The 24,151-nt window shown below is 70.4% G+C and carries 22 protein-coding genes and 1 pseudogene; 18 read left to right on the plus strand and 5 right to left on the minus strand.

Going from position 1 to position 24,151, the window contains the following annotated elements; all coding sequences use genetic code 11:
- The first annotated feature begins 7 nt into the window (after positions 1 to 7).
- Genes KI385_RS04285 through KI385_RS04300 form a run of 4 tightly spaced genes read left to right on the plus strand, consistent with a single transcriptional unit; the run spans position 8 to position 3,904 of the window.
- Positions 8 to 940 carry an ABC transporter permease gene (locus KI385_RS04285; RefSeq protein WP_238570888.1) on the plus strand — a complete coding sequence of 311 codons (933 nt, stop codon included), beginning with the start codon at positions 8 to 10 and terminating at the stop codon, positions 938 to 940.
- Positions 937 to 1,923, plus strand: a complete 987-nt coding sequence (locus KI385_RS04290) for an ABC transporter permease (protein WP_238570889.1) — start codon at positions 937 to 939, stop codon at positions 1,921 to 1,923. Before KI385_RS04285 ends, KI385_RS04290 begins: the two co-directional genes overlap by 4 nt.
- Positions 1,923 to 2,927, plus strand: coding sequence for an ABC transporter ATP-binding protein (locus tag KI385_RS04295; protein WP_238570890.1), 1,005 nt, complete (start codon positions 1,923 to 1,925; stop codon positions 2,925 to 2,927). Before KI385_RS04290 ends, KI385_RS04295 begins: the two co-directional genes overlap by 1 nt.
- Positions 2,924 to 3,904: an ABC transporter ATP-binding protein gene (locus tag KI385_RS04300; RefSeq protein WP_238570891.1), complete on the plus strand. Its 981-nt coding sequence runs from the start codon at positions 2,924 to 2,926 to the stop codon at positions 3,902 to 3,904. The genes KI385_RS04295 and KI385_RS04300 overlap by 4 nt, the downstream gene beginning before the upstream one ends.
- A 55-nt stretch (positions 3,905 to 3,959) precedes the next feature.
- On the opposite strand, the gene KI385_RS04305 is transcribed toward KI385_RS04300, so the two are convergent.
- Entirely contained in the window at positions 3,960 to 5,156 is a 1,197-nt protein-coding gene (locus KI385_RS04305) for a M6 family metalloprotease domain-containing protein (RefSeq protein WP_238570892.1), read from the minus strand.
- Between the two features lie 100 nt (positions 5,157 to 5,256).
- Here KI385_RS04305 and KI385_RS04310 point away from each other — a divergent pair, with 100 nt between their 5' ends.
- A complete protein-coding gene (locus tag KI385_RS04310) occupies positions 5,257 to 6,231 on the plus strand; it encodes a LysR family transcriptional regulator (RefSeq protein WP_238570893.1) in 975 nt (324 codons plus the stop codon).
- Between the two features lie 33 nt (positions 6,232 to 6,264).
- Here KI385_RS04310 and KI385_RS04315 read toward each other — a convergent pair whose 3' ends face one another.
- The 3 genes from KI385_RS04315 to KI385_RS04325 form a co-directional block, all read right to left on the minus strand.
- On the minus strand, positions 6,265 to 7,488 hold the full coding sequence (locus KI385_RS04315) for a PP2C family protein-serine/threonine phosphatase (RefSeq protein WP_425356865.1): 1,224 nt from the start codon (positions 7,486 to 7,488) through the stop codon (positions 6,265 to 6,267).
- 129 nt (positions 7,489 to 7,617) lie between these two features.
- A complete protein-coding gene (locus KI385_RS04320) occupies positions 7,618 to 8,049 on the minus strand; it encodes a TIGR03668 family PPOX class F420-dependent oxidoreductase (RefSeq protein WP_238570895.1) in 432 nt (143 codons plus the stop codon).
- 16 nt (positions 8,050 to 8,065) lie between these two features.
- Positions 8,066 to 8,890: an LLM class F420-dependent oxidoreductase gene (locus tag KI385_RS04325; protein ID WP_238570896.1), complete on the minus strand. Its 825-nt coding sequence runs from the start codon at positions 8,888 to 8,890 to the stop codon at positions 8,066 to 8,068.
- A gap of 612 nt (positions 8,891 to 9,502) precedes the next feature.
- On the opposite strand from KI385_RS04325, the gene KI385_RS04330 reads away from it, so the two are divergent.
- The 11 genes from KI385_RS04330 to KI385_RS04380 all read left to right on the plus strand — a co-directional run bounded on the left by KI385_RS04330 (position 9,503) and on the right by KI385_RS04380 (position 20,782).
- Positions 9,503 to 10,534 carry a 2,5-dihydroxypyridine 5,6-dioxygenase NicX family protein gene (locus tag KI385_RS04330; RefSeq protein WP_238570897.1) on the plus strand — a complete coding sequence of 344 codons (1,032 nt, stop codon included), beginning with the start codon at positions 9,503 to 9,505 and terminating at the stop codon, positions 10,532 to 10,534.
- A 53-nt stretch (positions 10,535 to 10,587) separates the two neighbouring features.
- Positions 10,588 to 11,856 carry an FAD-dependent monooxygenase gene (locus KI385_RS04335; RefSeq protein WP_238570898.1) on the plus strand — a complete coding sequence of 423 codons (1,269 nt, stop codon included), beginning with the start codon at positions 10,588 to 10,590 and terminating at the stop codon, positions 11,854 to 11,856.
- Between the two features lie 112 nt (positions 11,857 to 11,968).
- Complete coding sequence (locus KI385_RS04340; RefSeq protein ID WP_238570899.1) at positions 11,969 to 13,366, plus strand: MFS transporter; 1,398 nt, start codon at positions 11,969 to 11,971, stop codon at positions 13,364 to 13,366.
- Between the two features lie 43 nt (positions 13,367 to 13,409).
- On the plus strand, positions 13,410 to 14,258 hold the full coding sequence (locus tag KI385_RS04345; RefSeq protein WP_238570900.1) for an FAD binding domain-containing protein: 849 nt from the start codon (positions 13,410 to 13,412) through the stop codon (positions 14,256 to 14,258).
- Complete coding sequence (locus tag KI385_RS04350) at positions 14,255 to 16,609, plus strand: xanthine dehydrogenase family protein molybdopterin-binding subunit (protein ID WP_238570901.1); 2,355 nt, start codon at positions 14,255 to 14,257, stop codon at positions 16,607 to 16,609. Before KI385_RS04345 ends, KI385_RS04350 begins: the two co-directional genes overlap by 4 nt.
- Complete coding sequence (locus tag KI385_RS04355) at positions 16,606 to 17,151, plus strand: (2Fe-2S)-binding protein (RefSeq protein WP_238570902.1); 546 nt, start codon at positions 16,606 to 16,608, stop codon at positions 17,149 to 17,151. The genes KI385_RS04350 and KI385_RS04355 overlap by 4 nt, the downstream gene beginning before the upstream one ends.
- Positions 17,142 to 17,834, plus strand: a complete 693-nt coding sequence (locus KI385_RS04360) for an SRPBCC family protein (protein ID WP_238570903.1) — start codon at positions 17,142 to 17,144, stop codon at positions 17,832 to 17,834. The genes KI385_RS04355 and KI385_RS04360 overlap by 10 nt, the downstream gene beginning before the upstream one ends.
- Positions 17,831 to 18,493, plus strand: a complete 663-nt coding sequence (locus KI385_RS04365; RefSeq protein WP_238570904.1) for an isochorismatase family protein — start codon at positions 17,831 to 17,833, stop codon at positions 18,491 to 18,493. Before KI385_RS04360 ends, KI385_RS04365 begins: the two co-directional genes overlap by 4 nt.
- Positions 18,490 to 19,377, plus strand: a complete 888-nt coding sequence (locus KI385_RS04370; RefSeq protein WP_238570905.1) for an alpha/beta fold hydrolase — start codon at positions 18,490 to 18,492, stop codon at positions 19,375 to 19,377. The genes KI385_RS04365 and KI385_RS04370 overlap by 4 nt, the downstream gene beginning before the upstream one ends.
- A 78-nt stretch (positions 19,378 to 19,455) precedes the next feature.
- Positions 19,456 to 19,938: a MarR family winged helix-turn-helix transcriptional regulator gene (locus KI385_RS04375; protein ID WP_238570906.1), complete on the plus strand. Its 483-nt coding sequence runs from the start codon at positions 19,456 to 19,458 to the stop codon at positions 19,936 to 19,938.
- 73 nt (positions 19,939 to 20,011) lie between these two features.
- On the plus strand, positions 20,012 to 20,782 hold the full coding sequence (locus KI385_RS04380) for a maleate cis-trans isomerase family protein (protein WP_281066793.1): 771 nt from the start codon (positions 20,012 to 20,014) through the stop codon (positions 20,780 to 20,782).
- 382 nt (positions 20,783 to 21,164) lie between these two features.
- Here KI385_RS04380 and KI385_RS04385 read toward each other — a convergent pair whose 3' ends face one another.
- Positions 21,165 to 22,241 carry a mechanosensitive ion channel family protein gene (locus tag KI385_RS04385; protein WP_238570907.1) on the minus strand — a complete coding sequence of 359 codons (1,077 nt, stop codon included), beginning with the start codon at positions 22,239 to 22,241 and terminating at the stop codon, positions 21,165 to 21,167.
- 349 nt (positions 22,242 to 22,590) lie between these two features.
- On the opposite strand from KI385_RS04385, the pseudogene KI385_RS04390 reads away from it, so the two are divergent.
- Positions 22,591 to 23,394 (plus strand): annotated as a pseudogene (locus KI385_RS04390) (IS5 family transposase); the annotation flags it as partial.
- A 154-nt stretch (positions 23,395 to 23,548) separates the two neighbouring features.
- Positions 23,549 to 24,091 (plus strand): DUF1707 SHOCT-like domain-containing protein, encoded by a 543-nt coding sequence (locus KI385_RS04395; protein ID WP_238570908.1) that lies wholly within the window; start codon positions 23,549 to 23,551, stop codon positions 24,089 to 24,091.
- Positions 24,092 to 24,151: the final 60 nt, after the last annotated feature.

Genomic DNA, 24,151 nt, shown 5'->3' on the forward strand with positions numbered 1-24,151 from the left:
TCAGATCATGACCACCGCAACCGCACCAGCGGAGGTTCCGGCCGGCAGCGGCCCCTGGCAGCTGGCCCGCGCGGAACTGCGCCGCCGCACCTCCGTCAAGGTCTCCCTCGTCATCGTCGTGCTCTTCGTCCTCATGGCCGCCGGCGCCCCGCTGCTCAGCGGGCTCGGCGGCTGGTCTCCCGATGAGTTCGACAAGACCGCCGTCGACCCCTACCTGGGCGGACAGCCGATCGGTCCGCTCGGCGGGATCTCTGCCGACCACTGGCTGGGCGTCGAACCGGTCACCGGCCGCGACCTGTTCGCCCGTGTCGTGCAGGGCGCCCAGGTCTCCCTGCTGATCGCCTTCACCGCGACCGCGATCGTCGTGGTCGCGGGCACGGCGGCCGGGATCGCGGCCGGCTACTTCGGCGGCCGCACCGACGCGGTCCTCAGCCGGCTCATGGACCTGACCATGTCCTTCCCCTCCCTCATCTTCATGATCGCGATGATGTCGGTGGCCAAGGACGTCAACCGGATCGTCCTGATGATCGCCGTCATCGGCCTGTTCGGCTGGCCCGGCATCGCCCGCGTGGTCCGCGGCCAGACGCTCTCGCTCAAGCACCGCGAGTACGTCGACGCCGCGCGGGTGGGCGGATCGGGGCCCTGGCGGATCCTCAGCCGCGACATCCTTCCGGGCGTCGCCGGGCCCGTCATCGCGTACACCACCCTGATCATCCCGGGCATGATCGCCACCGAGGCGGCGCTGAGCTACCTAGGCGTCGGCGTCCGCCCGCCCACCCCCTCCTGGGGCCAGATGATCGCCGAGAGCGTCGCCTTCTACGACACGGATCCCATGTACTTCGTCATCCCGAGCATCTGCCTCTTCCTGACCGTGCTCGCGTTCACCCTGCTCGGCGACGCGCTGCGGGACATCCTCGACCCGAGGGGAAGCCGCACATGATCCGCTACCTCAGCCGCCGGCTGATCGGCGTGATCGGCGTACTGGTCGCGATCGCCGCCGTCACCTTCACCATCTTCTACGTCCTGCCCTCCGACCCGGCCGCCGCGGCCTGCGGCAAGTCGTGCAGCGCCGAACGCCTGGAGGCGATCCGCGCGCACATGGGTATCGACCAGCCGATCTGGCAGCAGTTCTGGGACTTCCTCAGCGGCATCTTCACCGGCCGCACCCTGGGCAGCGGCCAGTACACGCTGCATTGCGGCTTCCCGTGCCTGGGCTACTCGTACGAGAACAGCGAGTCCGTCTGGGACCTGCTGATGGACCGGCTTCCGGTATCCGCCTCGCTCGCGTGCGGCGCGGCGGTGCTGTGGCTGCTGCTCGGCCTGTCCGCCGGGGTCACCGCGGCCTTGCGCAAGGACACCGTCGTCGACCGGGTCCTGATGGTCGGCGCGGTCGGCGCCGCCTCGCTGCCGGTGTACTTCACCTCGATGATGCTGATCTACGGACTGATCCGGGTCGCGGGGCTGCTCCCGTATCCGCAGTACGTGGCCTTCGGCACCGATCCTCTGCACTGGGCGAGCAATCTGCTGCTGCCGTGGCTGGCGCTCGCCATCCTGTACGCGGCCATGTACGCGCGCCAGAGCCGGAGCTCGATGATCGAGACGATGGCGGAGCCCTTCATCCGTACTGCCCGCGCCAAGGGCCTGCCGCGCCGCACGGTCGTCGTCAAGCACGGGCTGCGGGCCGGTATGACCCCGATCCTGACCCTGTTCGGCATGGACCTGGGCGGGCTGCTCGCGGGTGCCGTCATCACCGAGTCCATCTTCGGGCTGCCGGGCATCGGGCGGCTCTTCTACAACGCGCTGTCGACCGGCGACCAGCCGGTCATCCTCGGCGTGACACTGCTCGCCGCCACCTTCATCGTCGTCGCCAACCTGGCCGTCGACCTGCTGTACGCCGCCGTCGACCCGAGGGTGAGGTTTTGATGACTGATCCTCAGATAGTGCTCTCCGTACGGGACTTGAGCGTCACGTTCGCAACGAAGCGGGGGCCGGTGCGGGCGGTGGACTCGCTCAGCTTCGACGTCCACCGGGGCCGCACGCTCGGCATCGTCGGCGAGTCGGGCTCCGGCAAGTCGGTGACCTCGATGGCCGTGCTCGGACTGCACACCGGCGCCGCGGTCACCGGTTCGATCAGCCTCGACGGGCAGGAGCTGGTGGGGATCCCCGAACGGGATTTCAACCGCCTGCGCGGCCGCCGGATGGCCATGATCTTCCAGGACCCGCTCTCCAGCCTCCACCCGTACTACACGGTCGGCGAGCAGATCGCCGAACACCACCGGGTCCACTTCAACTCCCGCCGCTCGGTGGCCCGCAAACGGGCCGTTGAGATGCTCGCCGAGGTCGGTATCCCCGAGCCCGAGCGCCGCGCCGGAGAGTATCCGCACCATTTCTCCGGCGGCATGCGGCAGCGCGTGATGATCGCGATGGCGCTCGCCTGCGAGCCCGAGCTGCTCATCGCGGACGAGCCGACCACCGCCCTCGATGTCACCGTCCAGGCCCAGATCCTGGAGCTGATCGCCCGGCTGCAGGAGGAGCGCGGGCTCGCCGTCGTCATGATCACCCACGATCTGGGCGTGGTGGCCCGGGTCGCCCACGAGGTCCTGGTGATGTACGGCGGGCGCGCCGCCGAACAGGCCCCGGTGGACACCCTGTTCGCCTCCCCTGCCCACCCCTACACCAGGGGCCTGCTCGACTCGCTCCCTCGTCTCGACGACGCCGACGACGTACCGCTGCGGGCGATCCCCGGCAGCCCGCCGTCCCTGCTGGCCCCCGCCCCCGGCTGCGCGTTCGCGCCCCGCTGCGCCCGGGCGGCCGGCGCCTCCCCGAGCGACCGACTGCGCTGCGAGACCGAACGGCCCCTGCTCTCCGGACCGGCCGGCCATCCGGCCGCCTGCCACTTCCCCGCATACGAAGGCGTCGCCTCATGACCAGTACAGCTCAGCCACTCCTCAGTGTGCGGGAGGTGACGATGGCCTTCCCGGGAAGGCGTCGCGGTACGGCTCCGGTGCGGGCCGTGGACGGCATCAGCTTCGATGTGGCGCCCGGGGAAACGCTGGGCCTGGTCGGGGAGTCCGGCTGCGGCAAGTCCACCACCGGCCGCATGATCGTACGGCTTCTCGAACCCACCACCGGCTCGATCACCTTCGACGGCCGCGACATCAGCCACCTCTCCCAGCGTGAGCTCAAACCCCTGCGGCGTGAGCTCCAGATGGTCTTCCAGGACCCGCACTCCTCCCTCAACCCCCGCCAGACCGTGGCCAGGATCATCTCCGATCCCCTTCTGGTGCAAGGGAGTTCGGCGGCCGATGCGCGCAAGCGCGCGGCCGAGCTGATGGACCTGGTCGGACTCATCCCCGAGCACATCGACCGCTATCCGCACGAGTTCTCCGGCGGCCAGGCCCAGCGCATCGGCATCGCCCGCTCGCTCGCCACCAACCCCCGGCTGGTCGTCGCCGATGAACCCGTCTCCGCCCTCGATGTCTCCGTACAGGCCCAGATCGTCAACCTCATGGAGCATCTCCAGCAGGAGCTGGGGCTCGCCTACCTCTTCATCGCCCACGACCTCTCGGTGGTGAAGCGGGTCTGCGAGCGCGTGGCCGTCATGTACCTCGGCCGGATCGTCGAAATCGGCGACAAGGAACGGGTGTACACCTCCCCCGCCCACCCCTACACCCGCGCACTGCTCTCCGCCGTGCCCCTGCCCGACCCCGCAGCCGAACGGGCCCGCGAGCGCATCACGCTCCTCGGCGACCCGCCCAGCCCGGCGGCACCCCCACCCGGCTGCACCTTCCACCCGCGCTGCCCCAAAGCCCGCGCCGTCTGCCGAACCGAGGCACCGCTGCTGCGGATCGCGGCAGCGGGAGAGCGGCGGGAGGTCGCCTGCCACTTCCCCGAGGCGGCCTGAAAGCGGTTGTGCCCCGGATCCACACAAGGGAATCCGGGGCACAACCGCCGTTCCTTCACAACGACTTGGTGACGCGCACCGACTCTCCGTAGCCATCGGCGCTCAGCACGTCGATCCGTACACCGGCCGCGGAGTCCGTGAAGGACTCACCGGCCCAGTACGGGGCATCGTCCAGCGGGCGGCATCCGCTTGCCGGGGTGGCGCCGGGTTTGGCGTCCATGACCTGGATCGGTCCGTAGCCGGTCCGCACGGACGTATCGACCTTGTAGACCAGCGCGCCGGTCGAACAGGCCGTCGTGTCCGCCTGGACCGACCGGCGGGATTCGACGACGTACGCGGTCGTCGGTCCGGTAGGCACCACGGCTATTTTGGTGCCGTTGCCGTACTCGACCGCGGTGAGATACACCGTGCTGCTGCCCGCCGAGGCTCGGCAGTGGACCTGGCTGTCATCGGTCCAGCCGAGCTTCCACGACTCCCAGCCGAAATACTGCGGCGCCTTCCCGCCGACCAGTCCCATCACGTCCCAGCCTCCGACGAACCGGTGGCCATCGGTGCCCGTGTCAAAGGCATACAGGTCCGGCAGCCCGAAGGTGTGGGCGGTCTCATGGCCGACCAGCTTGGGACCCCAGTGCCACATGTCCTGGCCGAAGGTCACCGCCCACTTGATCCTGGTGCCGTCGGCGACGACACCCGCCGTGCCAGGGTCGTACACGTACGTGGGGGTGAAGGAGATCGCCGACGCGTTCCTCGTCGCGACGACGTACACCATGTCGTACCGCGAGAAGTCCACCTGCGGGTCGGCGGCCGTCACGGCATCCCTGAGGTACGCCTCGTGCGCCTCGTGGCCGAGACCGCGTGCGAAGCCGTAGTCGGTGGAGTTGTGCGGCATCCGTACCCAGCGCTGCTGCTGGGTGATGGCGAGCCACGCCTTGCCGTGCGAGGCGTTCCACACCCAGTCCGCGCCGGGCATGAGCTGCGCGGCGTCGTCGGCCGGGGACTCGGTGGCCGGGGCGTCCGGGAAGTCCACGAAGATCATGCCGACCTTGATGGTGCCGGCGGGGCGCTGGAAGACGGAGTAGTCGGTGTCGTGGCCTTCGTCCGTCCAGCCGGTGGTGCCGCGCAGGGCGCAGGCGGATGGGTCGGCTGCGGCCGCCTTGGCGGGCGGCGTGCCGAGGAGGAGTAGGAGCATGGCGGCGAGCAGCGCAGGCAGGAGCACCCTGTGCGCCGGCGTCAAGGAGTGGGGCAGTCTCACCGGATCACTACCTCTCGATGTACGGTGTGTGACATTTCACATAAGACTGCGGATGCACGGCCCTGTCCGAAAGCTGTCGTAGCTCCATAACATCCACGCCATGGATCTGGAGGTACGGCATCTGCGGGTGGTCTGCGCGATCGCCGAGGCGGGCAGCCTCACTCGTGCCGCCGCCGCCCTGTGCATGACCCAGCCGGGAATCAGCGCCCAACTGCGCCGCATCGAAGCCATGCTGGGCGGAGCACTGTTCGACCGGAGGCAGGCCGGCGCCGTCCCCACGCCCTTCGGCGAGCTGGTGCTGAGCCGGGCCCACGCCATCCTGCCGGGCATCGACGGCCTCCTCGCCGACACCGTCCGGGCCGCCCTCCGAACGACAGCCCCCGACCGCGTCCGCATCGGGTCGGTCGGCGCCCCATTGCTCGGCCACCTCCTCCTGGCCGTAAAGGAGTTCCTGCCGCACTCCGAGGTGACCTCACGCTGTCAGTACTCCCCCGCCACTCTGCTCGACGACCTTGCGGCGGGCCGCCTGGAAGCGACGGTGCTCGGCGACCATCCCGCCCAGGAGCTACCGCCGCGTGAGGGCGTGGTGCTCGACCCGATCGTCACCGAGCCCGTCTTCGCCCTCCTGCCGACGGCCCACCCGCTGGCGGCGCAGGAGGAGGTCTCTCTGGCCCAACTCATGGACGAGGACTGGGCGGTCCCCCGCCCCGACAGCGACCGCACTCGCGAATACTGGTCGTCCGTCTGCGCTCAGGTGGATCGCCGTCCGTTCACCCCGTACGAGGCCGAGGGGCGGCAGTTGATCGAGATCGTACGGGCCGGCCTGGCCGTCAGCCTCTGCCAGGCCACCTTCATCGAGGCACCGGGCGTCACTGTCCGTCCCCTGGCCGGAAACCCTCTGTGGTACCGGCATGTTCTGGCCTGGCACCGGGACGGCCCGCTCGCCGTACACGGTGCCGCGATCCACCGCAGAGTCGCCGACGGCTATCTGGAGACGTGCGCCGCCAGCCCTGTGTACGCACGCTGGCGGGAACGGCATCCGCATGCGGCCAGGTTGGCGGAGGCCAGAGGCTGAGCGGTGACGGTGCCGAGGTAGGGGTATCCGCCCTCATGGCGTGTGGCCGCGGCTCTCAACGGCTTCAGCTTGTCGATCGCCCGCTCGACGGTGTTGTGCGGCGGCAGCCGCGCCGACGTGTTCGCCGACTTCTTCGTCGAGCCGGTCGACGAGGAGCATCGCCACATCGTCGGCCAGGCGGCCCTGGGTGTGTCGGATCAACCCCTGGTGCAGCTGTTCCAGGAACTCCTGCGGGGTGCGGGCATGCACCGCTTCCATGGCCTCGGGCAGGGCGAAGAAGGCGTTGTCACGATCGCGGGCTTCGATCACGCCGTCGGTATGCAGCAGCAGACGGTCGCCGGGTACGAACGGATAACTCTCCGCTGTGTTGGTAGAACCGGTGATGAAGTCTTCCAGGCCGAGGGGCGGCAGCAGGGAGGTGGGCATCAGCGGCTGAACCTTGCCCTGGCGCAGCACCAGCGGAGGCGGATGGCCACGGTTGACCACCTCGACCACGGGTCGGTCCGGCACCTGCACCACGATCGCGGTGACGAAACCCTCCAACCGGGTTTCCTGGTCGACCGCACCGGGCACGGCGCCCTCCCGTCGCAGCGCAGCGACGCAGTGGTTCATCACCTCCCCCAGCTCTTCCTCGTAGTGCACGGCCTCCCGGAACGCCCCCAGCACCGCCGCGGCCGAGCGCACGGCAGGCAGCCCCTTGCCCCGGACGTCGCCCACGATCATCCGGACCCCGTACCGGGTCTGCACGGCCTCGTACAGATCGCCGCCGATCTGCGCCCCCCTCTCGGCCGCTAGGTAAAGGCTCGCCGCCCGCACCGGTCCCAACCGGGCGGGCACAGGTCTCAGCAGGACCTCTTGTGCCGCCGCGGCGATCCGGCGGACCTGGTTGAGCTCGCCCTCCCTGCGCGTACGCACGGCGCTACTCGTCGTGACACTGGCCAGGGACACCAGCAAGACAGCCAGCAAGTTGGTGTAGACCTGCTGGCCGCCCCACGCATGGTTATAGGTGGCGGTGGTCACGCTGACCGCCAGAGCGACAGCCGCTGCCGCGAGGGTGCCTTTGGGGCCCATCGTCACCGCGGCCAGCGCCGGCGTCGCGGTGAGGAGCGGGCCGGTATACAGGAAGTGTGCAGGTGAGAGCTCGATACCCACCACGAGCAGGGCGATCGCGAACGGCACACACTGCCCGAGCGTGAACAGACCCCGGCTATAGACGCCCGTTCCTGGTCGAGGAGGTGAGCGGAAGAGCGACCGCATGGGTACAGCCTGCCTCGTTGAAGCTCACTGTTCCACTCATCGCTCGTCCTGACCTTCCGGCCCTTCGGTGCCCTGTGACCGGGACCCGGATATCAGGCAGCGCGACCGGCGGCGAGGCACAGGGTGCCGTCAGGTGGCGTGCCATCCGGACCAGCGAGCCACCGCGATTTCCACCACGGGCCCTTCCGGCGGGCGGTCGGCGTACTGCTGCCGGTACTTCCGCGTCAGCAGGCCTACATAGCGCGCGGACGCCGCCGACCCCTCGGCCGGCGGCAGCACGGCGGCCGTGCCGTCCGCACGCGCCCACCACAGGCGGTCCCAGTCCTCGTCGTAGCCGTCGACCAGGAGGCAGACCTCGGGGTGGGCCCGGATGTTGGCCAGCCGCTTGAGCCGGGCCGACCGCTTCGGCTTGTGGTCCACGGCGAAGACCACGGTGTCACCGGTGAGCGCGAAGACCGCGGGGACCAGGTGCGGGCTGCCGGAGGCGTCGATGGTCGCGAGGCGGGCGATCCGGGCGCGGGTGAAGCACTCCCGGGCCCGGCCGCTCGTCATCCTCGGCACGGTGGCACCCGACGGCTCACCGGAAGCGTTCCGCGGTATCGGCGAACCGGTCCAGGTACGACAGTGTCTCGGCCTCCGGCTTCGTCGGCAGGTAGAACAGCAGCCGCTCCACATCGAGCTGGGTGTACTGCTCGATGATCTCGGGCTTGATCGCCACCCCGTAGACGGTCACCGGCACGTCCCGGCCCGCGGTGCTCCGCAGCCGGTCGATCTGCGGCCCCAGCTGCTCGGGCGGCAGGCTGATGGCCAGCCAGGCGTCGCCGAGATCGGCCACCCGGTGGAAGGCCGCCTCGCCGCCGCCCACGAAGAGGGGCGGGTGAGGGCGCTGGACCGGCTTCGGCCAGCAGTGGACGGGGTCGAAGTCGACGAACTCCCCGTGGAACTCGGCCTTGTCCTTCGTCCACAACTCGCGCATGGCCCGCAGCCGCTCGTCCACGAGACGTCCCCGGGTGCGCGGATCGGTGCCGTGGTTCTCCATCTCCTCCCTGTTCCAGCCGATACCGACCCCGAAGACGGCCCGTCCGCCGGAGACAAGGTCCAGGGAGGCCACCTCCTTGGCCGTGATGATCGGGTCCCGCTGTGCCACCAGAGCGATGCCGGTGCCCAGCAGGATCCGTTCGGTCACCGCGGCGGCCGCGCTGAGCGCGACGAACGGGTCGAGGGTGCGGTAGTAGATCTCCGGCAGTTCGCCACCGCCCGGGTACGGCGAGCGGCGGTCCACCGGGATGTGTGTGTGCTCGGCGATGAACAAGGAGTCGAGCCCTCGCTCCTCGATGGCGCGCCCGAGCGCGGTGGGCGCGATGCCCTGGTCGGTGATGAAGGTTGCTACACCGAACTTCACAGCGGCTCCCTCGGTTTCCAGGCTCTCGGGTTCGTAGGGTTCATGGGGTTCGCGAGTCCGCGAGTCCGCGGCCAAAGGCCAGGTACCCCGATCGGCCCCGGCGCAACAATCCGTGCGGCCGACCGGGCGATCACCGAGCAGGGCGTGCGGGGCGGAGGTGCCCGGGGCGATGCCACGCCGGGTTGTCTCGGCAGGACCGCGCGTGACCGGAACGGCACTCGGCACATACGTCAGGCGCATACGTCGAGAGCACCGTAAACAGTCGCGGAACCATTCACCGGGGCGTGACGCGCGCCCGAGATGCGGTCAAGGAACCGAAGCCCAGGTCAGTCCCGGGGCGCGGGATTTCCCTGATGAGCCATCAGAAAGTTCGGCGTCGACTCGACGCACGACCCCTTGCCAAGCCAGATCGTACGTGTTCGGATTATCTCCATCGGGCGGCCCCCACCGTCACGAATCCGCTGCTCAACCCCTGTACGGCGGGGCGAGTCCGCCCTGCCTCCCGCTCCCCCATTCCCTTCGATCGACGCGTCCTGAGCGTGGCCGCCGCATGCCCGCGGCCGGCGCGCAGGCCGTGCTCGGCACCCGTAAGCGAGCCCTGGGAGGAACCCCGTGTTCGATCTTTCATCCGTCGATCTGCTCGACGCGTTCACCCGCGAGCTGCGGCTGTGCAAGGTGCGCAGCGGCGAGCATGTCGTCGTACTCTCGGAGCCCGGCAGCCGCGGCGACTACGTGGCGGCGGCCTTCGGTGCGGCGAAGGCGTGCGGTGCGCATGTCATCGCCGCGACCGTGCCGGGCGGCAGCCCCGCACCGATGCCGAGCACCCACACCGGTGCGGGCCCGGGTCTGGTCTCCGTCCTCAACGACAGCACCGCACAGGACCTGCTGAAGTCCGCGGACCTGGTCGTCGATCTGACCCGCGAGGGCTTCATCCACGCGCCGGTCCAGCAGGAGATCCTGCGCGCCGGCACCCGCATCATCTTCGTCTGCGACGCCCCCGACGTGCTCATCCGCAATCTGCCCGCGGAGGGCGACAAGGCCGAGGTGCAGGAAGGTGTCGACCTGCTGAAGCGGTCGTCCGTCATGCGGGTCACCTCGGACGCCGGCACCGACCTGACCGTGCAGCTCGCGGGCGCCAAGCCGGAGTTCCAGTGCGGATTCGCCGACGATCCGGGCCGCTGGGACCACTGGCCGAGCACGATGGTGCTGTGCTGGCCGGAGATCTCCGACGGGCAGATCGTGCTGGCCGAGGGCGACATCCTGCTGCCCTTCAAGGAGTACGTACGCGACCCCGTCACGCTGCAGATCGTCGGCGGGCACATCGAGAAGGTCTCCGGCGGCGCCGAGTCCGAGATGCTGTCCATGTTCTTCGAGGACGCGCAGGACCAGTGGGCGCGCAGCCTCTCCCACATGGGCTGGGGCCTGATGCGCACGGCCGACTGGTTCGCCACCGCGATGTACGGCAAGGACGATCTGATGGGCATGGACGCCCGCGCGTTCGCCGGGAACTTCCTCTGGTCGACCGGCCCCCACCCGGTGCTGGCCCGCGAGTCGTACGCCCATCTCGACATCGCCATGCGCGGCTGCACCGTCTCGGTCGATGGCACCGAGGTGGTCACCGACGGGCAGCTCACCGACCGTTGAGCCCACCACCTCGCGCACGAATCACCCGTACACTCCCGTGAGTTGGAGGAAGAGTGGCGTCCAGTCAGTCGTACGAAGTCACCGTCGTCGGGGGAGGTCTCGGCGGGCTGACCGCCGCGCTGGCACTGCGGCAGCGCGGTCTGCGGGTCACCGTCCTGGAGCAGGCGTCGCAGCTCGGCGAGGTCGGCGCGGGCATCCAGACCGCGCCGAACGCCAGCCGGATCCTGATGGGCCTCGGGCTGCGCCGGCAGATGGAGGCCATCCACACCGAGCCGCTCGACCAGGTGCGGCGCCGCTGGAAGGACGGCAGCATCGTCGGCCTGACCTCGCTGGGGCAGCGCTGCAAGGACGAGTTCAACGCCCCCTACTGGCACTACCACCGCGCCGACCTGCACCGCATCCTGCTGGACGCGTGCCTCGACCCCGAGGGACCGGGCCCCGTCGTGGAGGTGCACACCGCGAGCACGGTCGTCGAGCTGGACCGCACGGACCCGGAACGCCCCGTGGCGGTCACCGAGGACGGACGGCGCTACGCCGGTGACGCGCTCATCGGCGCCGACGGCATCCGTTCGCAGGTACGCGATCTGATGGGCGCCCCCGACACACTGCTGTTCTCCGGCGAGATGGCCTACCGGGCGCTGATCCCGGGCGATCTGATCGCGGCCGACCCGGCGACGCGCTGGCTCGTGGACCGCTACCAGAGCACCATCTGGTACGGGCCCGACCGGCACCTCGTCCACTACATGATCCGCGGCGGCGAGTACCTCAACATCGTGGCCTGCGTACCGTGCACGGACGAGGTCCGCGAGAAGTGGGCCGTTCCCGCGACGGCGCAGGATCTCGTCGACGCCTTCCCCGGCTGGGACGACCGTGTGCCGGCGATGCTGTCCAAGGCCAAGGAGGATGTCTCCGTCTTCGCGCTCTACCACCGGCGCCGCGACCCGGTGTGGATGGACGGCCGCACAGCCCTCCTCGGCGACGCCTGCCACGCGATGCTGCCCTACCAGGCGCAGGGTGCCTCGCAGGCCATGGAGGACGCCGCGGTGCTCGCCGAGGAACTCGGCGCGGTCACGGCCGACGGCATCGAAGGGGCGCTGCGCCGCTATGTCGACCGGCGCGCCAAGCACGCCGGGATGGTCCAGGACGCGTCGCTGCAGAACAAGACCTTCTACCACCTGCCCGACGGCCCCGAGCAGCGGGCCAGGGACGAGAAGCTCAAGACCTTCGACGGCGAGTCGGACCTCTCGTACGACTGGCTGTGGGGTGGCACCCCGCTCAACGATCCCGATCTCGGAGCGTTCTCCTACCAGTTCGCCCGCTGAGACCCCTCCCGCAAGACCCGCACGCTTCCCGCAAGACCCGCACGGCAGGGCCGCCAGCAGCGCGTCCGCGATGGTGCGGCACGTATCCGACACGCAACACCGTGGAGCGAACGTGAAAACAGGCGATCAGATCGTTCAGGAACTCCCCTGGAGATGGTCCGTCCAGGGAAAGATCTTCATCATCGGTGGTCTCGGCTACCTCTTCGACGCCTATGACATCGCCCTGAACGGCTTCCTCATGCCGCTGCTGGGCACACACTTCGACCTCTCGCTCGGCGGGCGCGGCCTCGTGGCCACCGCCAACCTCGTCGGCATGGCCGTGGGCGCCGTCGCCTGGGGTGCGGTCGCGGACCGGATCGGGCGCAAGAAGGCCTTCAGTGTCACGCTGCTGATCTTCGCCCTGTTCTCGGTGCTCGGCGCGCTCGCCCCGACGTACCCGGTCTTTCTCGCGCTGCGCTTCCTCGCCGGCGTGGGGCTGGGCGGCTGCATCCCCGTCGACTATGCCCTGGTGGGCGAGTTCTCGCCGCGCAAGTACCGGGGCCGGGTGCTGACCGCGCTCGACCTGTGGTGGCCGATCGGCGTGACGCTGTGCGGGCTCGTGTCGACGGCGATGCTGCCCCTCGACGGGAACTGGCGGTGGATGCTGGCGACGATGGTGCTGCCCGCACTGCTGCTGTTCTGGGCGCGCCGTGGCATCCCCGAGTCGCCGATCTATCTGACGAAGAAGGGCCGGGAGACCGAGGCCCGGCAGGTCATCGACGACCTCGTCGCCCGCACCGGCGCGCCTGTCGAGCCGTACGTCATCCCCGAGCCCGTTGCCGAGACCGGGGTGCGCGGAGTGGCCGCCGCGGCCGAACAGCTGCGCCGGATCTGGAAGTTCAGCCCGCGCATCACCTCCGCGGCCTGGCTGCTGTTCGCCACGGTCATGCTCGTCTACTACGCGGCGCTGAGCTGGCTGCCGTCCATCTTGAAGGAGGAGGGCCTCGGTGAAACGGCCGCCTTCATGAGCACCACCCTGATGAGCGGTGTCGGCATCATCGGCGTCCTGGTCTCCACCGCGCTCGTCGATGCCGTCGGCCGCAAGTGGCTCATCGGGATCTCGGCGCCGCTCGCGGCGCTCGCGTTGGTGGTGTTCGCGCTGGTGATGAAGGTGCCGACCGGGTCGGCCGTGGCGATCGCCGGGTTCGGCTTCCTGATGCAGCTCACCATCCCCGCCATGTACGCGTACGTCTCCGAGCTGTACCCCACTCCCCTGCGGGCCAGCGGCTTCGGCTGGGCCTCGTCGGTCAGCCGGGCGCTCACCGGCTTCGCCCCGCTGCTGTTCGGCTCGGTGCTGTGGCCCGTGCTGGGGCTCCCGGTGACGTTCGCGGTCCTGGGGTTCGCCGTGCTGGTGGCCGTCGTGTGGATGGCGGTGGCGGCTCCGGAGACCAAGGGCCGGGCCCTGGACGGCGACGACGAGGAGCTGCGCGTGCCCGCTCCCCGGACGGTGCCGGAGCAGGCAGCCATCTGACGGTCCGGCCGCGCGACAGCACCCCACGTACGACAGGAGGAGCATGAAGCCCGCCCCGTTCCGGTATCACCGGGCCCCCGACGTCGACGGAGCCACCCGGCTGCTGGCCGAGCTCGGTGACGACGCCAAGGTCATCGCCGGCGGACAGAGCCTCGTCGCGATGATGAACTTCCGGCTGGCCCGCCCGCGGCATCTCGTCGACATCGCCGGCATCCGGGAACTCGGCCGGCTGCACCGGGACGCCGACGGCGGTCTGCGCATCGGGGCGCTCACCACCCATCACACGGTGGAGACCGACCCGGCGGGGGTGCTCGGGGCGGGCTTCGCGGTTCTGCGGGACGCCATGGGCTGGATCGGGCATCTGCCGATCCGGACGCGCGGCACGGTCGGCGGCAGCATCGCACACGCCGACGCCACCGCCGAGTGGTGCCTGCTCGCGGTGGTCCTCGGTGCCGAGTTCGTGGCGCGGGGCCCGCGCGGCGAGCGCAGGATCCCGGCCGCGGACTTCTTCCTCGGCTACTACACGACCGCCCTCGACCCGGACGAACTCCTCGTCGAGATCGTCTTCCCGCGTCCCGCTCCGCACGCCGCCCTCACCGAATTCGCCGAGCGGCGCGGTGACTTCGCCCTCGTGGCGGCCGCCGTGGACCTCGACATCGAGGCAGGAACGGTACGCGGCGGCCGGGTGGCGCTCGGCGGGGTGGCGGCCGCGGTGGTACGGGTGCCGGAGGCGGAGGCCGTGCTGGCCGGCGGCGGCTCCTTCGACGACTGCGCGTCGGCGGCAGCGGCAGCCGTCGAGCCCCCCGCCGACGCGTCCGGCAGCACGCGCTACCGCAAGGAACTCGTCCGGACGCTGGTCCGGCGCGCCTGTGAGGAGGCGAAGTCCCGTTGAAAGAACGCACGTTGGTGGGCAGGTCGGTCGCGCGCCGCGAGGACCCGCGGCTGCTGTCCGGGCGCGGTCGGTTCGTCGACGACATCGCGCTGCCCGGCATGCTGCACGCCCAGTTCGTACGCAGCACGGTCGCCCATGGTGAGATCGCCTCGGTCGATCTCTCGGCGGTACGCCACGTCCCCGGCGTCGTGGCGGCGTTCACGGCGGACGACCTGGAGCTGGGCGACATCACCGCCCAGCTGGGGCGCCCCCTCTCGGAGTACGTCCCGACCGCCATGCCCGTCCTCGCCCGCGACAAGGTCCGCTACGTCGGGGAGCCCCTCGCGATCGTGGTGGCCCGGGACGCGTACGCCGCGGAGGACGGCCTGGAGGCGGCCAAGGTCAGCTGTACGACACTGCCGCCGGTCACCTCCGAGGAGGCGGCGCTGGCGCCCGGCGCTCCGCTCGTCCACGACGAGGCCGCCCGCAACACCCTCGTGGACGTCTCTCTCTTCGCGACGGACGGCATCGACGAGATCTTCGCGTCCGCGCCCTGCGTCGTCCACGTCGAGTCCAGGACCGGCCGGCAGAACGCGCTGCCGTTGGAGACCCGCGGCGTCGTGGCGCACTGGGACGACCGCGAGGAACAGCTCGTCCTTCAGACCTGTACCCAAGTCCCGCACCAGGTACGGACGGTGGCATCCCGTAGCCTGCGCCTCGACGAGCGCGCGGTGCGGGTCGTCGTGCCCGACATGGGCGGCGGTTTCGGCCAGAAGTGCGTCGTCGGGCGCGAGGAGATCGCGGCCGCCGCGGCGGCGCTGCGGCTGCGCCGGCCGGTGAAGTGGATCGAGGACCGCAAGGACGCCCTGTCCGCGTCGTTCCTCGCCCGCGAACAGCATTACCAGGTGCGTGCCGCCTTCGGCACGGACGGCAGGATCCTGGGGCTCGACGCGGATGTGGTGTGCGATATGGGCGCCTACTCCTGCTACCCGTTCACGGCGGGCATCGAGCCGCTGATGGCCTCCGCCGAGATGCCCGGCGTCTACAAGGTGCCCGCCTACCGGGTGCGCGGCCGGGCGATCACCACCAACAAGGCGCCCACCGCGCCCTACCGGGGCGTCAGCCGCCCGCAGTACGTGATGGTCGTGGAGCGGCTCTTCGAGCGCGCAGCCCGCGAACTGGGCCTGGACCCGGTCGAGATCCGCCGCCGCAACGTCATCACCGACTTCCCGTACACCGGCGTCAACCACATCACCTACGACCCCGGTTCCTATCTGGAGTCGCTGAACCTGTGCGAGCGGCTCGTCCAGGACGAGGGCTGGTACGAGAAGCAGGCCGCGGCGGCGGCCGAGGGGCGGCACCTCGGCATCGGCTACGCATGCTTCAGCGAGCGCACCGGATACGGCTCCACGGCCTTCGCCCAGCGCAAGATGCAGGTCGTGCCGGGCTTCGACATCTCCGAGGTACGGATGGACACCAGCGGCGCGGTGACCGTCACCACCGGCACGATGAGTCACGGGCAGAGCCACGAGACGACGATGGCGCAGATCGTCGCCGATGAACTCGGCCTGGACATCGGCAAGGTGAGGCTCCACCAGGGCGACACCGACCGCATCACCTACGGGTGGGGCACCTTCGCCAGCCGCTCCATCACCGTCGGCGGCAGCGCGGTGCGCCTGGCCGCGGCGAAGCTCGGCGACAAGCTGCGCGCCATCGCCGCGGCCCGCTGGGGCATCGACGCCGACGCGGTGGAGCTGACGGACGGTGCCGCCCGCCGCCGGGACGACACATCCGAGGTACTCACCTACGAGGACATCGCCGATATCGCCTACCTCCGGGCGCACCTGCTGCCCAAGGACATCGAACCGGGCCTGGCGGCCACCGCCACCTTCGATGTCTTCACCGACGGCACCTTCTCCAACGCCACCCATGGCGTCGTCGTCGAACTGCACCAGGGCACCGGGCAGGTGGAGATCCTGCGGTACGTATGCGTCGAGGACTGCGGCGTCGCCATCAATCCGCAGGTCGTGGAGGGGCAGTGCCGGGGCGGCATCGCGCAGGGCATCGCCGGTGCGCTGTTCGAGCAGGTGACGTACGACGACCAGGGCGAGCCGTCGGCGACCAGCTTCATGGACTACAAGGTGCCCACCGCCCACGAGATCCCCGATGTGCTGATCCACCATCTGGAGACTCCCTCCGCGTTCACCGAAACCGGCGCGAAGGGCGCCGGCGAGGGCGGCACCATCGGGGCGCCCGCCGCCGTCCTCAACGCCGTCAACGACGCCCTGCGCCCCACGGGCGTCGAGCTCGACCACACGCCCGTCACTCCCGAGACCGTGCACCGCGCCCTGAACCCGGAGGCCGCATCATGACCGACACCACCGCGCCGGCGCAGCGGGAGGTGCAGCTGATCATCCTCGATGTCAACGGCGAGCAGCACGAGGTGATCACCGAGCCGCGCCGCACCCTCGTCGACGTACTCCGTCACGAACTGCGGATGACCGGGACGCACGTCGGGTGCGAGCACGGCATCTGCGGCGCCTGCACCGTGCTGGTCGACGACCGGCCCGTACGCGCCTGTCTGATGTTCGCGGCCCAGGCCGAAGGCGCCCGGATCCGTACGGTCGAGTCACTGTCCGAAGGTGACCAACTCGGGGATCTGCAACGGGCGTTCAGCGAACACCACGGATTGCAGTGCGGCTTCTGCACGCCCGGCTTCCTGATGCTCGCCGAGGGGTTCCTCGCCGAGCGGCCGGAGGCGACCAAGGAGGACATCCGGGAGGTCGTCGCCGCCAATCTGTGCCGGTGCACCGGATACCAGACCATCGTCGAGGCGATCGACGGGTGCGCGCAGGCCCGGCGCCGGGCCTGCGCGAGCCGCTGTGACAGCAAGGAGAGTGACGTATGCAGCTGACCAACGCGGTCCCGGTCAAGGCCTCGCCGGACGAGGTCTTCGCGCTGATGAACGATGTCGAACGGGTCGCCTCGTGCATGCCGGGCGCCGCGCTCGACGGGCGGGACGGCGACGTCTGGCAGGGCAGGGTGAAGATCAAGGTGGGGCCGATCAGCGCCGCGTACGCGGGCACGGTCCGGTTCCTGGAGGTCGACGCCGAGCGGCGGCGGCTGCGGGTCCACGCCCGCGGGGCCGACACCCACGGCAGCGGGGACGCGGAGGCCGACGTCGCGCTGGAGGTGGTGGCGGCGCCAGAGGGCGCGCTGCTCCAGCTCTCCACGGATCTGGTGATCCGGGGCAAGATCGCCCAGTTCGGCAAGGGCGCGATCGCGGCCGTGTCGGACCGGATCCTGCAGCAGTTCGCACAGAATCTGGGGAGCCTGCTGGACCAGGACCGGGTCACCGGAGCGCCTGGCCCGCAGGGCGCGGCTGCGGCCCCCTCCCCCGCCTGGCAGCCCGCCGCCTCGCAGCCCGCGCTCGCGCAGGACGCCGAGCTCGACGGCCTGGCGATGCTGCTCGGCCCCGCTGCCGCCAAGTACGGCCTGGTCGCCGGAGCATTCGCGCTCGGCCTCTTCGAGGGCTGGCTGCTCGGCAGGCTAGGCGCCCAGGCACGGGAGCTGCGGGCCCTGCGGAGGGCGTCATGAGCGCCGCGCGGTACGGGCAGGAGACGGAACGCACCTACGCGCGGGCGGGCTTCGGCGCCCCCGTGCGCCGCGGCGCCCGGCCCGCGATCGTCGTGGTCGACCTCACGCGCGGCTTCACCGAGGACGGCTTCCCGTCGGGCGCGGACCTGACCGACGTCGTCGGCGCCACGGGCGCGTTGATCGAGGCGGGGCGTCCGGCCGGGGTGCCGGTCGTCCTCACCGCGATCGCCTACACGCCGGCCGAGGCGGCGGGTGACGCCGTCACCTGGCTGCACAAGGCGCAGGGCATGCGGGCCCTGATCGAAGGCAGTGCGGAGGTCGCGGTCGATCCGCGGCTGCCGCGCGCGCCTCAGGACCATCTGATCGTGAAGAAGGGCGCCTCCGCGTTCTTCGGCACCTCGCTGGCCGCCCTGCTGACCGGCCTCGGCTGCGACACCGTGCTGGTGTGCGGGGCGACGACGAGCGGCTGTGTGCGGGCGACGGCCGTGGACGCCGTGCAGTCCGGGTTCTCGGTGCTGGTGCCGCGCGAGTGCGTCGGCGACCGGGCGCCGGGCCCGCACGAGGCGAATCTCTTCGACATCCAGGCCAAGTACGGCGATGTGATCGACCTCAAGGACGCCCTCGCCTACCTCGGCGGCCTGCCCAGGAGCGCCCCATGACCCCACCGAGTCCGACGCCGGAGGACCCCATGACCCCCACCCCGCCCGCCCGCTGCCTGTCGCAGTCCACGCTCGCCGATCTCGCCGACGTACCCGCCACGAGCCGCTGGGTACGCTCGGGCGGCACGCGCCTGCACGTTCTGGACTACGGCGGCCCCGGCGTCCCGCTCATCGTGCTGCCCGGCATCACCAGCCCCGCGATCACGATGGACTTCGTGGCGCGTGAACTCACCGATCTCGTACGTCCGTTGGTCGTCGACATCCGCGGGCGCGGGCTGTCCGACGACGGCGGTTCCTACGGCCTGGAGGAGTACGCCGAGGACACCGAGGCCGTCGTCACGGAGCTCGGACTCGACCGCCCGGTGCTCTTCGGGCACTCCATGGGCGCGCGCATCGCGGCCGTGACCGCCGTCCGGGGCAAGGTCGCGCTGCGGGGCACGGTGCTGGGCGACCCGCCGATGAGCGGACCGGGGCGCGGGCCCTACCCGACGGCACTGGACGCGTTCCTGGGCCAGCTGGCGCAGGCCGTGCGCGGTACGGACGCGGACGAGGTGGCCCGGGCGTGGCCGCGCTGGCCGCGCGCGGAGCAGGAACTGCGGGCCCGCTGGCTGGCCAGCTGCGCGAAAGAGGCCGTCGTGGCCACCCACCGCGGCTTCGAGAGCGAGGACTTCTTCGACTGGTGGCCCTCGGTGCCGGGCCCCACGGCGCTGCTGTACGGCGCGGACAGTCCCGTCGTCACCGCCGAGGGCGCGGCGGAGGCGGCCGGGCTGCACCCGACGGCCGCGCTCACCGAAATCCCGGACGCCGGCCACATGCTGTTCTGGGACAATCCGCCCGCCGCGCTCGCGGCGCTGCGCGCGGCGCTGCGCCCGATGCTGACCTGACGGCCGCCCGTGGCCCCCCTTCCCGGACCGTCCCCATCCGGCTGCCGAACCGATCAAAAGCCGTGCTTAAGTGAGCTCATGGCTGACGAAACCGCACCCTCGCCGTCCACACCGCCCCGGGCTCCCGCCGCGCTGACGGCCGCCCCCGGCTACCAGGTCCGGCGCCTCTACCAGGCGTATCTCGCGGTCTGGATCCGCGCGGTGGACCCGACGCTCACCGGACCGCAGTTCGCGGTGCTGCAAGCGGTGGACGCGGCGCCGGGGCACGACCAGCGGTCGATGGCGTCGGCGGTGGCCCTGGACACGTCGACGATGGCGGACGTCGCCCGGCGGCTGGAGAAGCGGGGCCTGATCGTGCGCAGGACGGCCGCCGACGACGGCCGCCGCAAGCTGCTCTATCTGACCGAGGAGGGCGAGCGGACCCTCCACGACGCGAACAGCCGCGCCCGCCGGCTCGACGAACGGCTCCTGGAGCCGTTCGGAGCCGAGCGGCGCGAAGAGATCGTGCATCTGCTCACGTCCCTCGCCGACCACTGGGAGGGGCTGACCGAGGACGCGTAGCCCGTCCGCCGCGGCGGACCACGGGTCCTGGGTCGTCAACGACCGTACGTACACCGGACATCCGGAGGATCCCGTGACCGACCACCACATCGGCATGATCGTGCCCAGCTCGAACCTGACCATGGAGACGGAGCTGCCGCGCATGCTGCGCGAGCGCGAGGCCGTCCTCCCCGAGGACCGGTTCGTCTTCCACAGCAGCCGGATGCGTATGCAGCACGTGACGCCCGAGCAGCTGCGCGCCATGAACGCGCAGACCGAGCGCGCGGCCCTGGAACTCGCGGACGCGCGGCCCGACGTGGTCGCCACGGCCTGCCTTGTGGCGATCATGGCCCAGGGCCCGGGGCACCACTGCACCGCCGAGGCCGAGATCACCGGCGTGCTCCGTTCCCAGGGCGCGCAGGCGCCCGTGGTCTCCAGCGCCGGGGCCCTGCTCGACGGCATCAAGGCCCTGGGGGCCGGACGGGTCGCGATCATCACGCCGTACATGAAGCCGCTCACGCGCCTGGTCGCGGACTACATCGAGGACGCGGGCACCGAGGTCGTGGACGCGCTGAGCCTGGAGGTCCCGGACAATCTGGCGGTCGCCCGCCTCGACCCCGCGGATCTGCGCGACCACTGGCGGCGACTGGACCTGTCGCGGGCCGACGCGCTCGTCCTGTCCGCGTGCGTCCAGATGCCGTCGCTGCCGTCGCTCCAGCCGGTGGAGGACGCGGCAGGCCTACCGGTGCTCTCGGCGGCCGCCGCCACGGCGTACCGCATCCTCACCGAACTGGGTCTGCCCACGTTCGTCCCCGGCGCGGGAAGCCTGCTGAGCGGCCGTGAGCCCAGCCGCGCTGCGGCCTGAGCCGCTGCGGGACATCCTGGAGACGCTCGACACCCGTCCCGGCCGCCTTCAGCGGCGGCCGGTGATGGATCAGACCGGCGGTCCGCCGGCTCGCCGAGAAGGACCGTCATCGGGCCGAGCCGCATCCGCATACGAGCGGCGATCTCGGCGACCGCCCGCCCGCTCGGAGTCTCCCGCTGCCGCCTGCTGCCATGCGCCGCTGCTAATGACGCATCAGCCCCAGATGCCGTGCTGCCCTGCTGCCCTGCTGCCCTGCTGCCCTGCTGACAAGGGTCGGCGCAGAGGCCGAGGGCCGACCCGCTACCAGACAGGCGACCCTCGGCATACATCTCTTCGCGCTCCGTCAGGGCGCCGTGCACCGCGCCTGCACCGCCCGCTCGGCCTACGGCACCAGGTCCGGTGTTTCCCGCTGGTGCGGAATCACGCCCCCGTCGGACTGCTGCAGTGCCACGGTCCGCGTCGGGGCGGGAATCCTGATGCCCTCGGCCTGGTACCGCTGGTGCAGGCGCTTGATGAACTCGTGCTTGATCCGGTACTGGTCACTGAATTCGCCGACGCCCAGGATCACCGTGAAGCTGATCCTGGAGTCTCCGAATGTGTGGAAACGGACGGCCGGTTCATGGTCGGGGAGAGCACCGCTGACATCGGTCATCACGCTCTTGACGACCTCGGTGGTGACCCGCTCGACGTGTTCGAGATCGCTGTCGTAGCCGACTCCCACCTGCACCAGGATCGACAACTGCTGTTCCGGCCGGGTGAAGTTGGTCATGTTGGTGCCGGCCAGCTGGGCGTTGGGGATGATCACCAGGTTGTTGGAGAGCTGCCGCACCACGGTGTTTCGCCAGTTGATGTCGACGACATAGCCCTCTTCGCCGCTGCTGAGCCGGATGTAGTCACCGGGCTGCACCGTCTTCGAGGCGAGGACGTGCACACCAGCGAAGAGGTTGGCGAGGGTGTCCTGCAGCGCCAGGGCTACCGCGAGGCCACCCACACCCAGCGCGGTGAGCAGCGGGGCAATGGAGATGCCCAGGGTCTGCAACACGACGAGAAAGCCCATCGCCAGCACCACGATGCGCGTGATGTTGGCAAAGATGGTGGCCGATCCCGCCACTCCGGATCTGGACTGTGCCAGCGACTTCACCAGTCCGGTGATCACCCGGGCCGCGGTGAGCGTGCCGACCAGGATGAGCAGCACGGTCAGCGTCCGGTTGACGGTGCGTCCTACCGTCGGCGTCAGCGGCAGCGCCGCGGTGGCCGCCGCCAACCCGGCGCATATCGCCGCCCAGGGCACCACGGACCGCAGTGCATCCACGATGACGTCGTCCCCGCTCCACCGCGTCCGGTGCGCGTGCTTGGCCAGCCACCGCAGGGCCGCGCGCAAGAACAGGCCGGCCACGATACCGGCGGCCAGCGCGGCCCCCGCGACGATCAAGTCATGCAGTGTGAGGGCACGGTTCACCGGCCGGCTCCCACTGCCCGGAGGAACAGCTCTTCTGAGCACCGGATGTAATGTTTCGTCACCTTGACACCTGCTTGTCTCTAGGACTGTGAATGCACCGAGACGTCCGCGGACGCCCCGACACAAGCTGCCATCCTGCCGCACGCAGCGCGGCACGCAGCGGGTACCCCAGGAGGGAACCTCCGCCGACTCGTTGGTGGCGGTGAGGCACTCGTTTCCCGGGGCGTTGGCGCACCTGGGACCACTCCGGAAAGCTCATTGGCCAGTGGCGGCATGGTGGCCCAGAGCTCACCGCACTCACCGGAAATGAGAGTGCTGAACGCGGAACCGTGGTGGACGGGCCGGGGCGGGTCAGTGCCACCGCACGGTGATCAACGACATCCCGTTCCGGCTACGGACGGGCATTCCGTGGCGGGATCTGCCGGCGCGGTTCGGGAAGCGGAAGACCGTTCATGACAGGCAGCGCAGGTGGTCAGCCGACGGTACGTGGGGAGAATTTGTTGCGAGCAGTCCAAGCCGAGGCCGATGCGGAGGCCGGATCGACTGGACTGTGGTGAGTGTCGACTCGACTTCGTGTCGGGCTCATCAGCATGCGGCTGGGGCTCGCAGGCGTTCTCCGCGGGTCCCTGGGCGTCGCCGCCAACCAGCTTGGCATCGCAGCGATGAAGCCCTGGGCCGTTCACGCGGCGGGTTCACGCCCAAGATCCATCTGGCGAGCGAGGACGGACGGCGTCCGCTTGCTTTCGTGATCACACCTGGGCAGTGGGGTGATGCCCCGCAGATGATTCAGGTCTTGGACCACGTCCGCGTTCCCCGGCCGAGTGGCGGACACCCGCGCACCCGGCCGGACCACCCGTGCGCCGACCGGGCCTACAGCTCCCGCAGAAACCGCCGCCACCTGCGCCGCCGACAGATCGAGCACACGATTCCGGAACCGCCAACCAGCGGGCCAACCGTCGGCGGCGCGGTAGCTCGGGCGGCCGCCCCCCCCCCCGGATTCAACCGGGAGGTCTACAGGAGACGGAACGAGGCGGAACGGACCATCCTGACGCTGAAAGGCTTCCGGGCCGTGGCCACCCGTTTTGAGAAGCGGACATACGTCTTTCACGGCACCGTGACCGTCGCAGCCATCCGTCGCTGGCTCCGCACATGACCCACCAGACAGTTTCCAGTGCTTTGACCGCATTGGTTCGCCGGGTTGGGCGATCAAGGTCAATCATGACGAGCGGTCGGCCTCCCCATCGGACGCCTTGCCCGCTACGGACCTTGGCGTGTTCACATCCTCGGCACGGCACTAGGGTGGGACGGTGACCTCTCTTCCGGAAGACCTGTCGCCACTGATCAGCGAGGACGACCGTGGCACGGCCGTGCAGCGCGTGCAGGAGGCGTACACCGAAGGGCACATCTCGCACGAGGAGATGGACGAACGCCTCCACCAGGTGCTCACCGCCAAGACGCATAGCGAGCTCGTGTCGGCTCTGGCCTCGCTCCCGGAGGAGAATGCGGGCACCACGTCCACCATTGCCGTAGCCGGCGGACGGATCCAGCGGCGCGGTGCATGGCGGGTACCTCGGACCCTCAAGGTCGCGTCCGCATTCGGAAGGGTGCATCTCGACCTGTCCCGGGCGGTCATCGAGCATCCAGTAGTCGACATCGAGCTGCAACTAGGCACCGGCAGGGCCAAGATCACGGTGCCTCGCGACGCGATCGTCGACGTCGAGGATCTGCGCACCGGGTGGAAGGACTCGCTCTACAAGACCCGGCAGCGCTCCCGTCCCGGCGGGCCGAAGATCCGGATCTCTGGGACCATGGGGTTCGGACGGTTGAAGATCCGCCACGCGCGGCGTTAAGGCTCCATCCGGCCCCAGGACCACCTGTCCGGCACATCTTCGTCCCCGCTCGACTGCAAG

Origin of the sequence: Streptomyces inhibens, assembly GCF_022221585.1 — a bacterium.
GTDB classification, from domain to species: Bacteria; Actinomycetota; Actinomycetes; order Streptomycetales; family Streptomycetaceae; genus Streptomyces; species Streptomyces inhibens.

What these genes read in the sequence shown, in the direction of transcription:
- KI385_RS04295 (WP_238570890.1), top strand. Translation starts at nt 1,923, where the DNA reads ATGACTGATCCTCAGATAGTGCTCTCCGTACGGGACTTGAGCGTCACG.
- KI385_RS04315 (WP_425356865.1), bottom strand. Translation starts at nt 7,488, where the DNA reads ATGCGGTCGCTCTTCCGCTCACCTCCTCGACCAGGAACGGGCGTCTAT.
- KI385_RS04360 (WP_238570903.1), top strand. Translation starts at nt 17,142, where the DNA reads ATGCAGCTGACCAACGCGGTCCCGGTCAAGGCCTCGCCGGACGAGGTC.
- KI385_RS04300 (WP_238570891.1), top strand. Translation starts at nt 2,924, where the DNA reads ATGACCAGTACAGCTCAGCCACTCCTCAGTGTGCGGGAGGTGACGATG.
- KI385_RS04345 (WP_238570900.1), top strand. Translation starts at nt 13,410, where the DNA reads ATGAAGCCCGCCCCGTTCCGGTATCACCGGGCCCCCGACGTCGACGGA.
- KI385_RS04290 (WP_238570889.1), top strand. Translation starts at nt 937, where the DNA reads ATGATCCGCTACCTCAGCCGCCGGCTGATCGGCGTGATCGGCGTACTG.
- KI385_RS04365 (WP_238570904.1), top strand. Translation starts at nt 17,831, where the DNA reads ATGAGCGCCGCGCGGTACGGGCAGGAGACGGAACGCACCTACGCGCGG.
- KI385_RS04355 (WP_238570902.1), top strand. Translation starts at nt 16,606, where the DNA reads ATGACCGACACCACCGCGCCGGCGCAGCGGGAGGTGCAGCTGATCATC.
- KI385_RS04310 (WP_238570893.1), top strand. Translation starts at nt 5,257, where the DNA reads ATGGATCTGGAGGTACGGCATCTGCGGGTGGTCTGCGCGATCGCCGAG.
- KI385_RS04370 (WP_238570905.1), top strand. Translation starts at nt 18,490, where the DNA reads ATGACCCCACCGAGTCCGACGCCGGAGGACCCCATGACCCCCACCCCG.
- KI385_RS04285 (WP_238570888.1), top strand. Translation starts at nt 8, where the DNA reads ATGACCACCGCAACCGCACCAGCGGAGGTTCCGGCCGGCAGCGGCCCC.
- KI385_RS04375 (WP_238570906.1), top strand. Translation starts at nt 19,456, where the DNA reads ATGGCTGACGAAACCGCACCCTCGCCGTCCACACCGCCCCGGGCTCCC.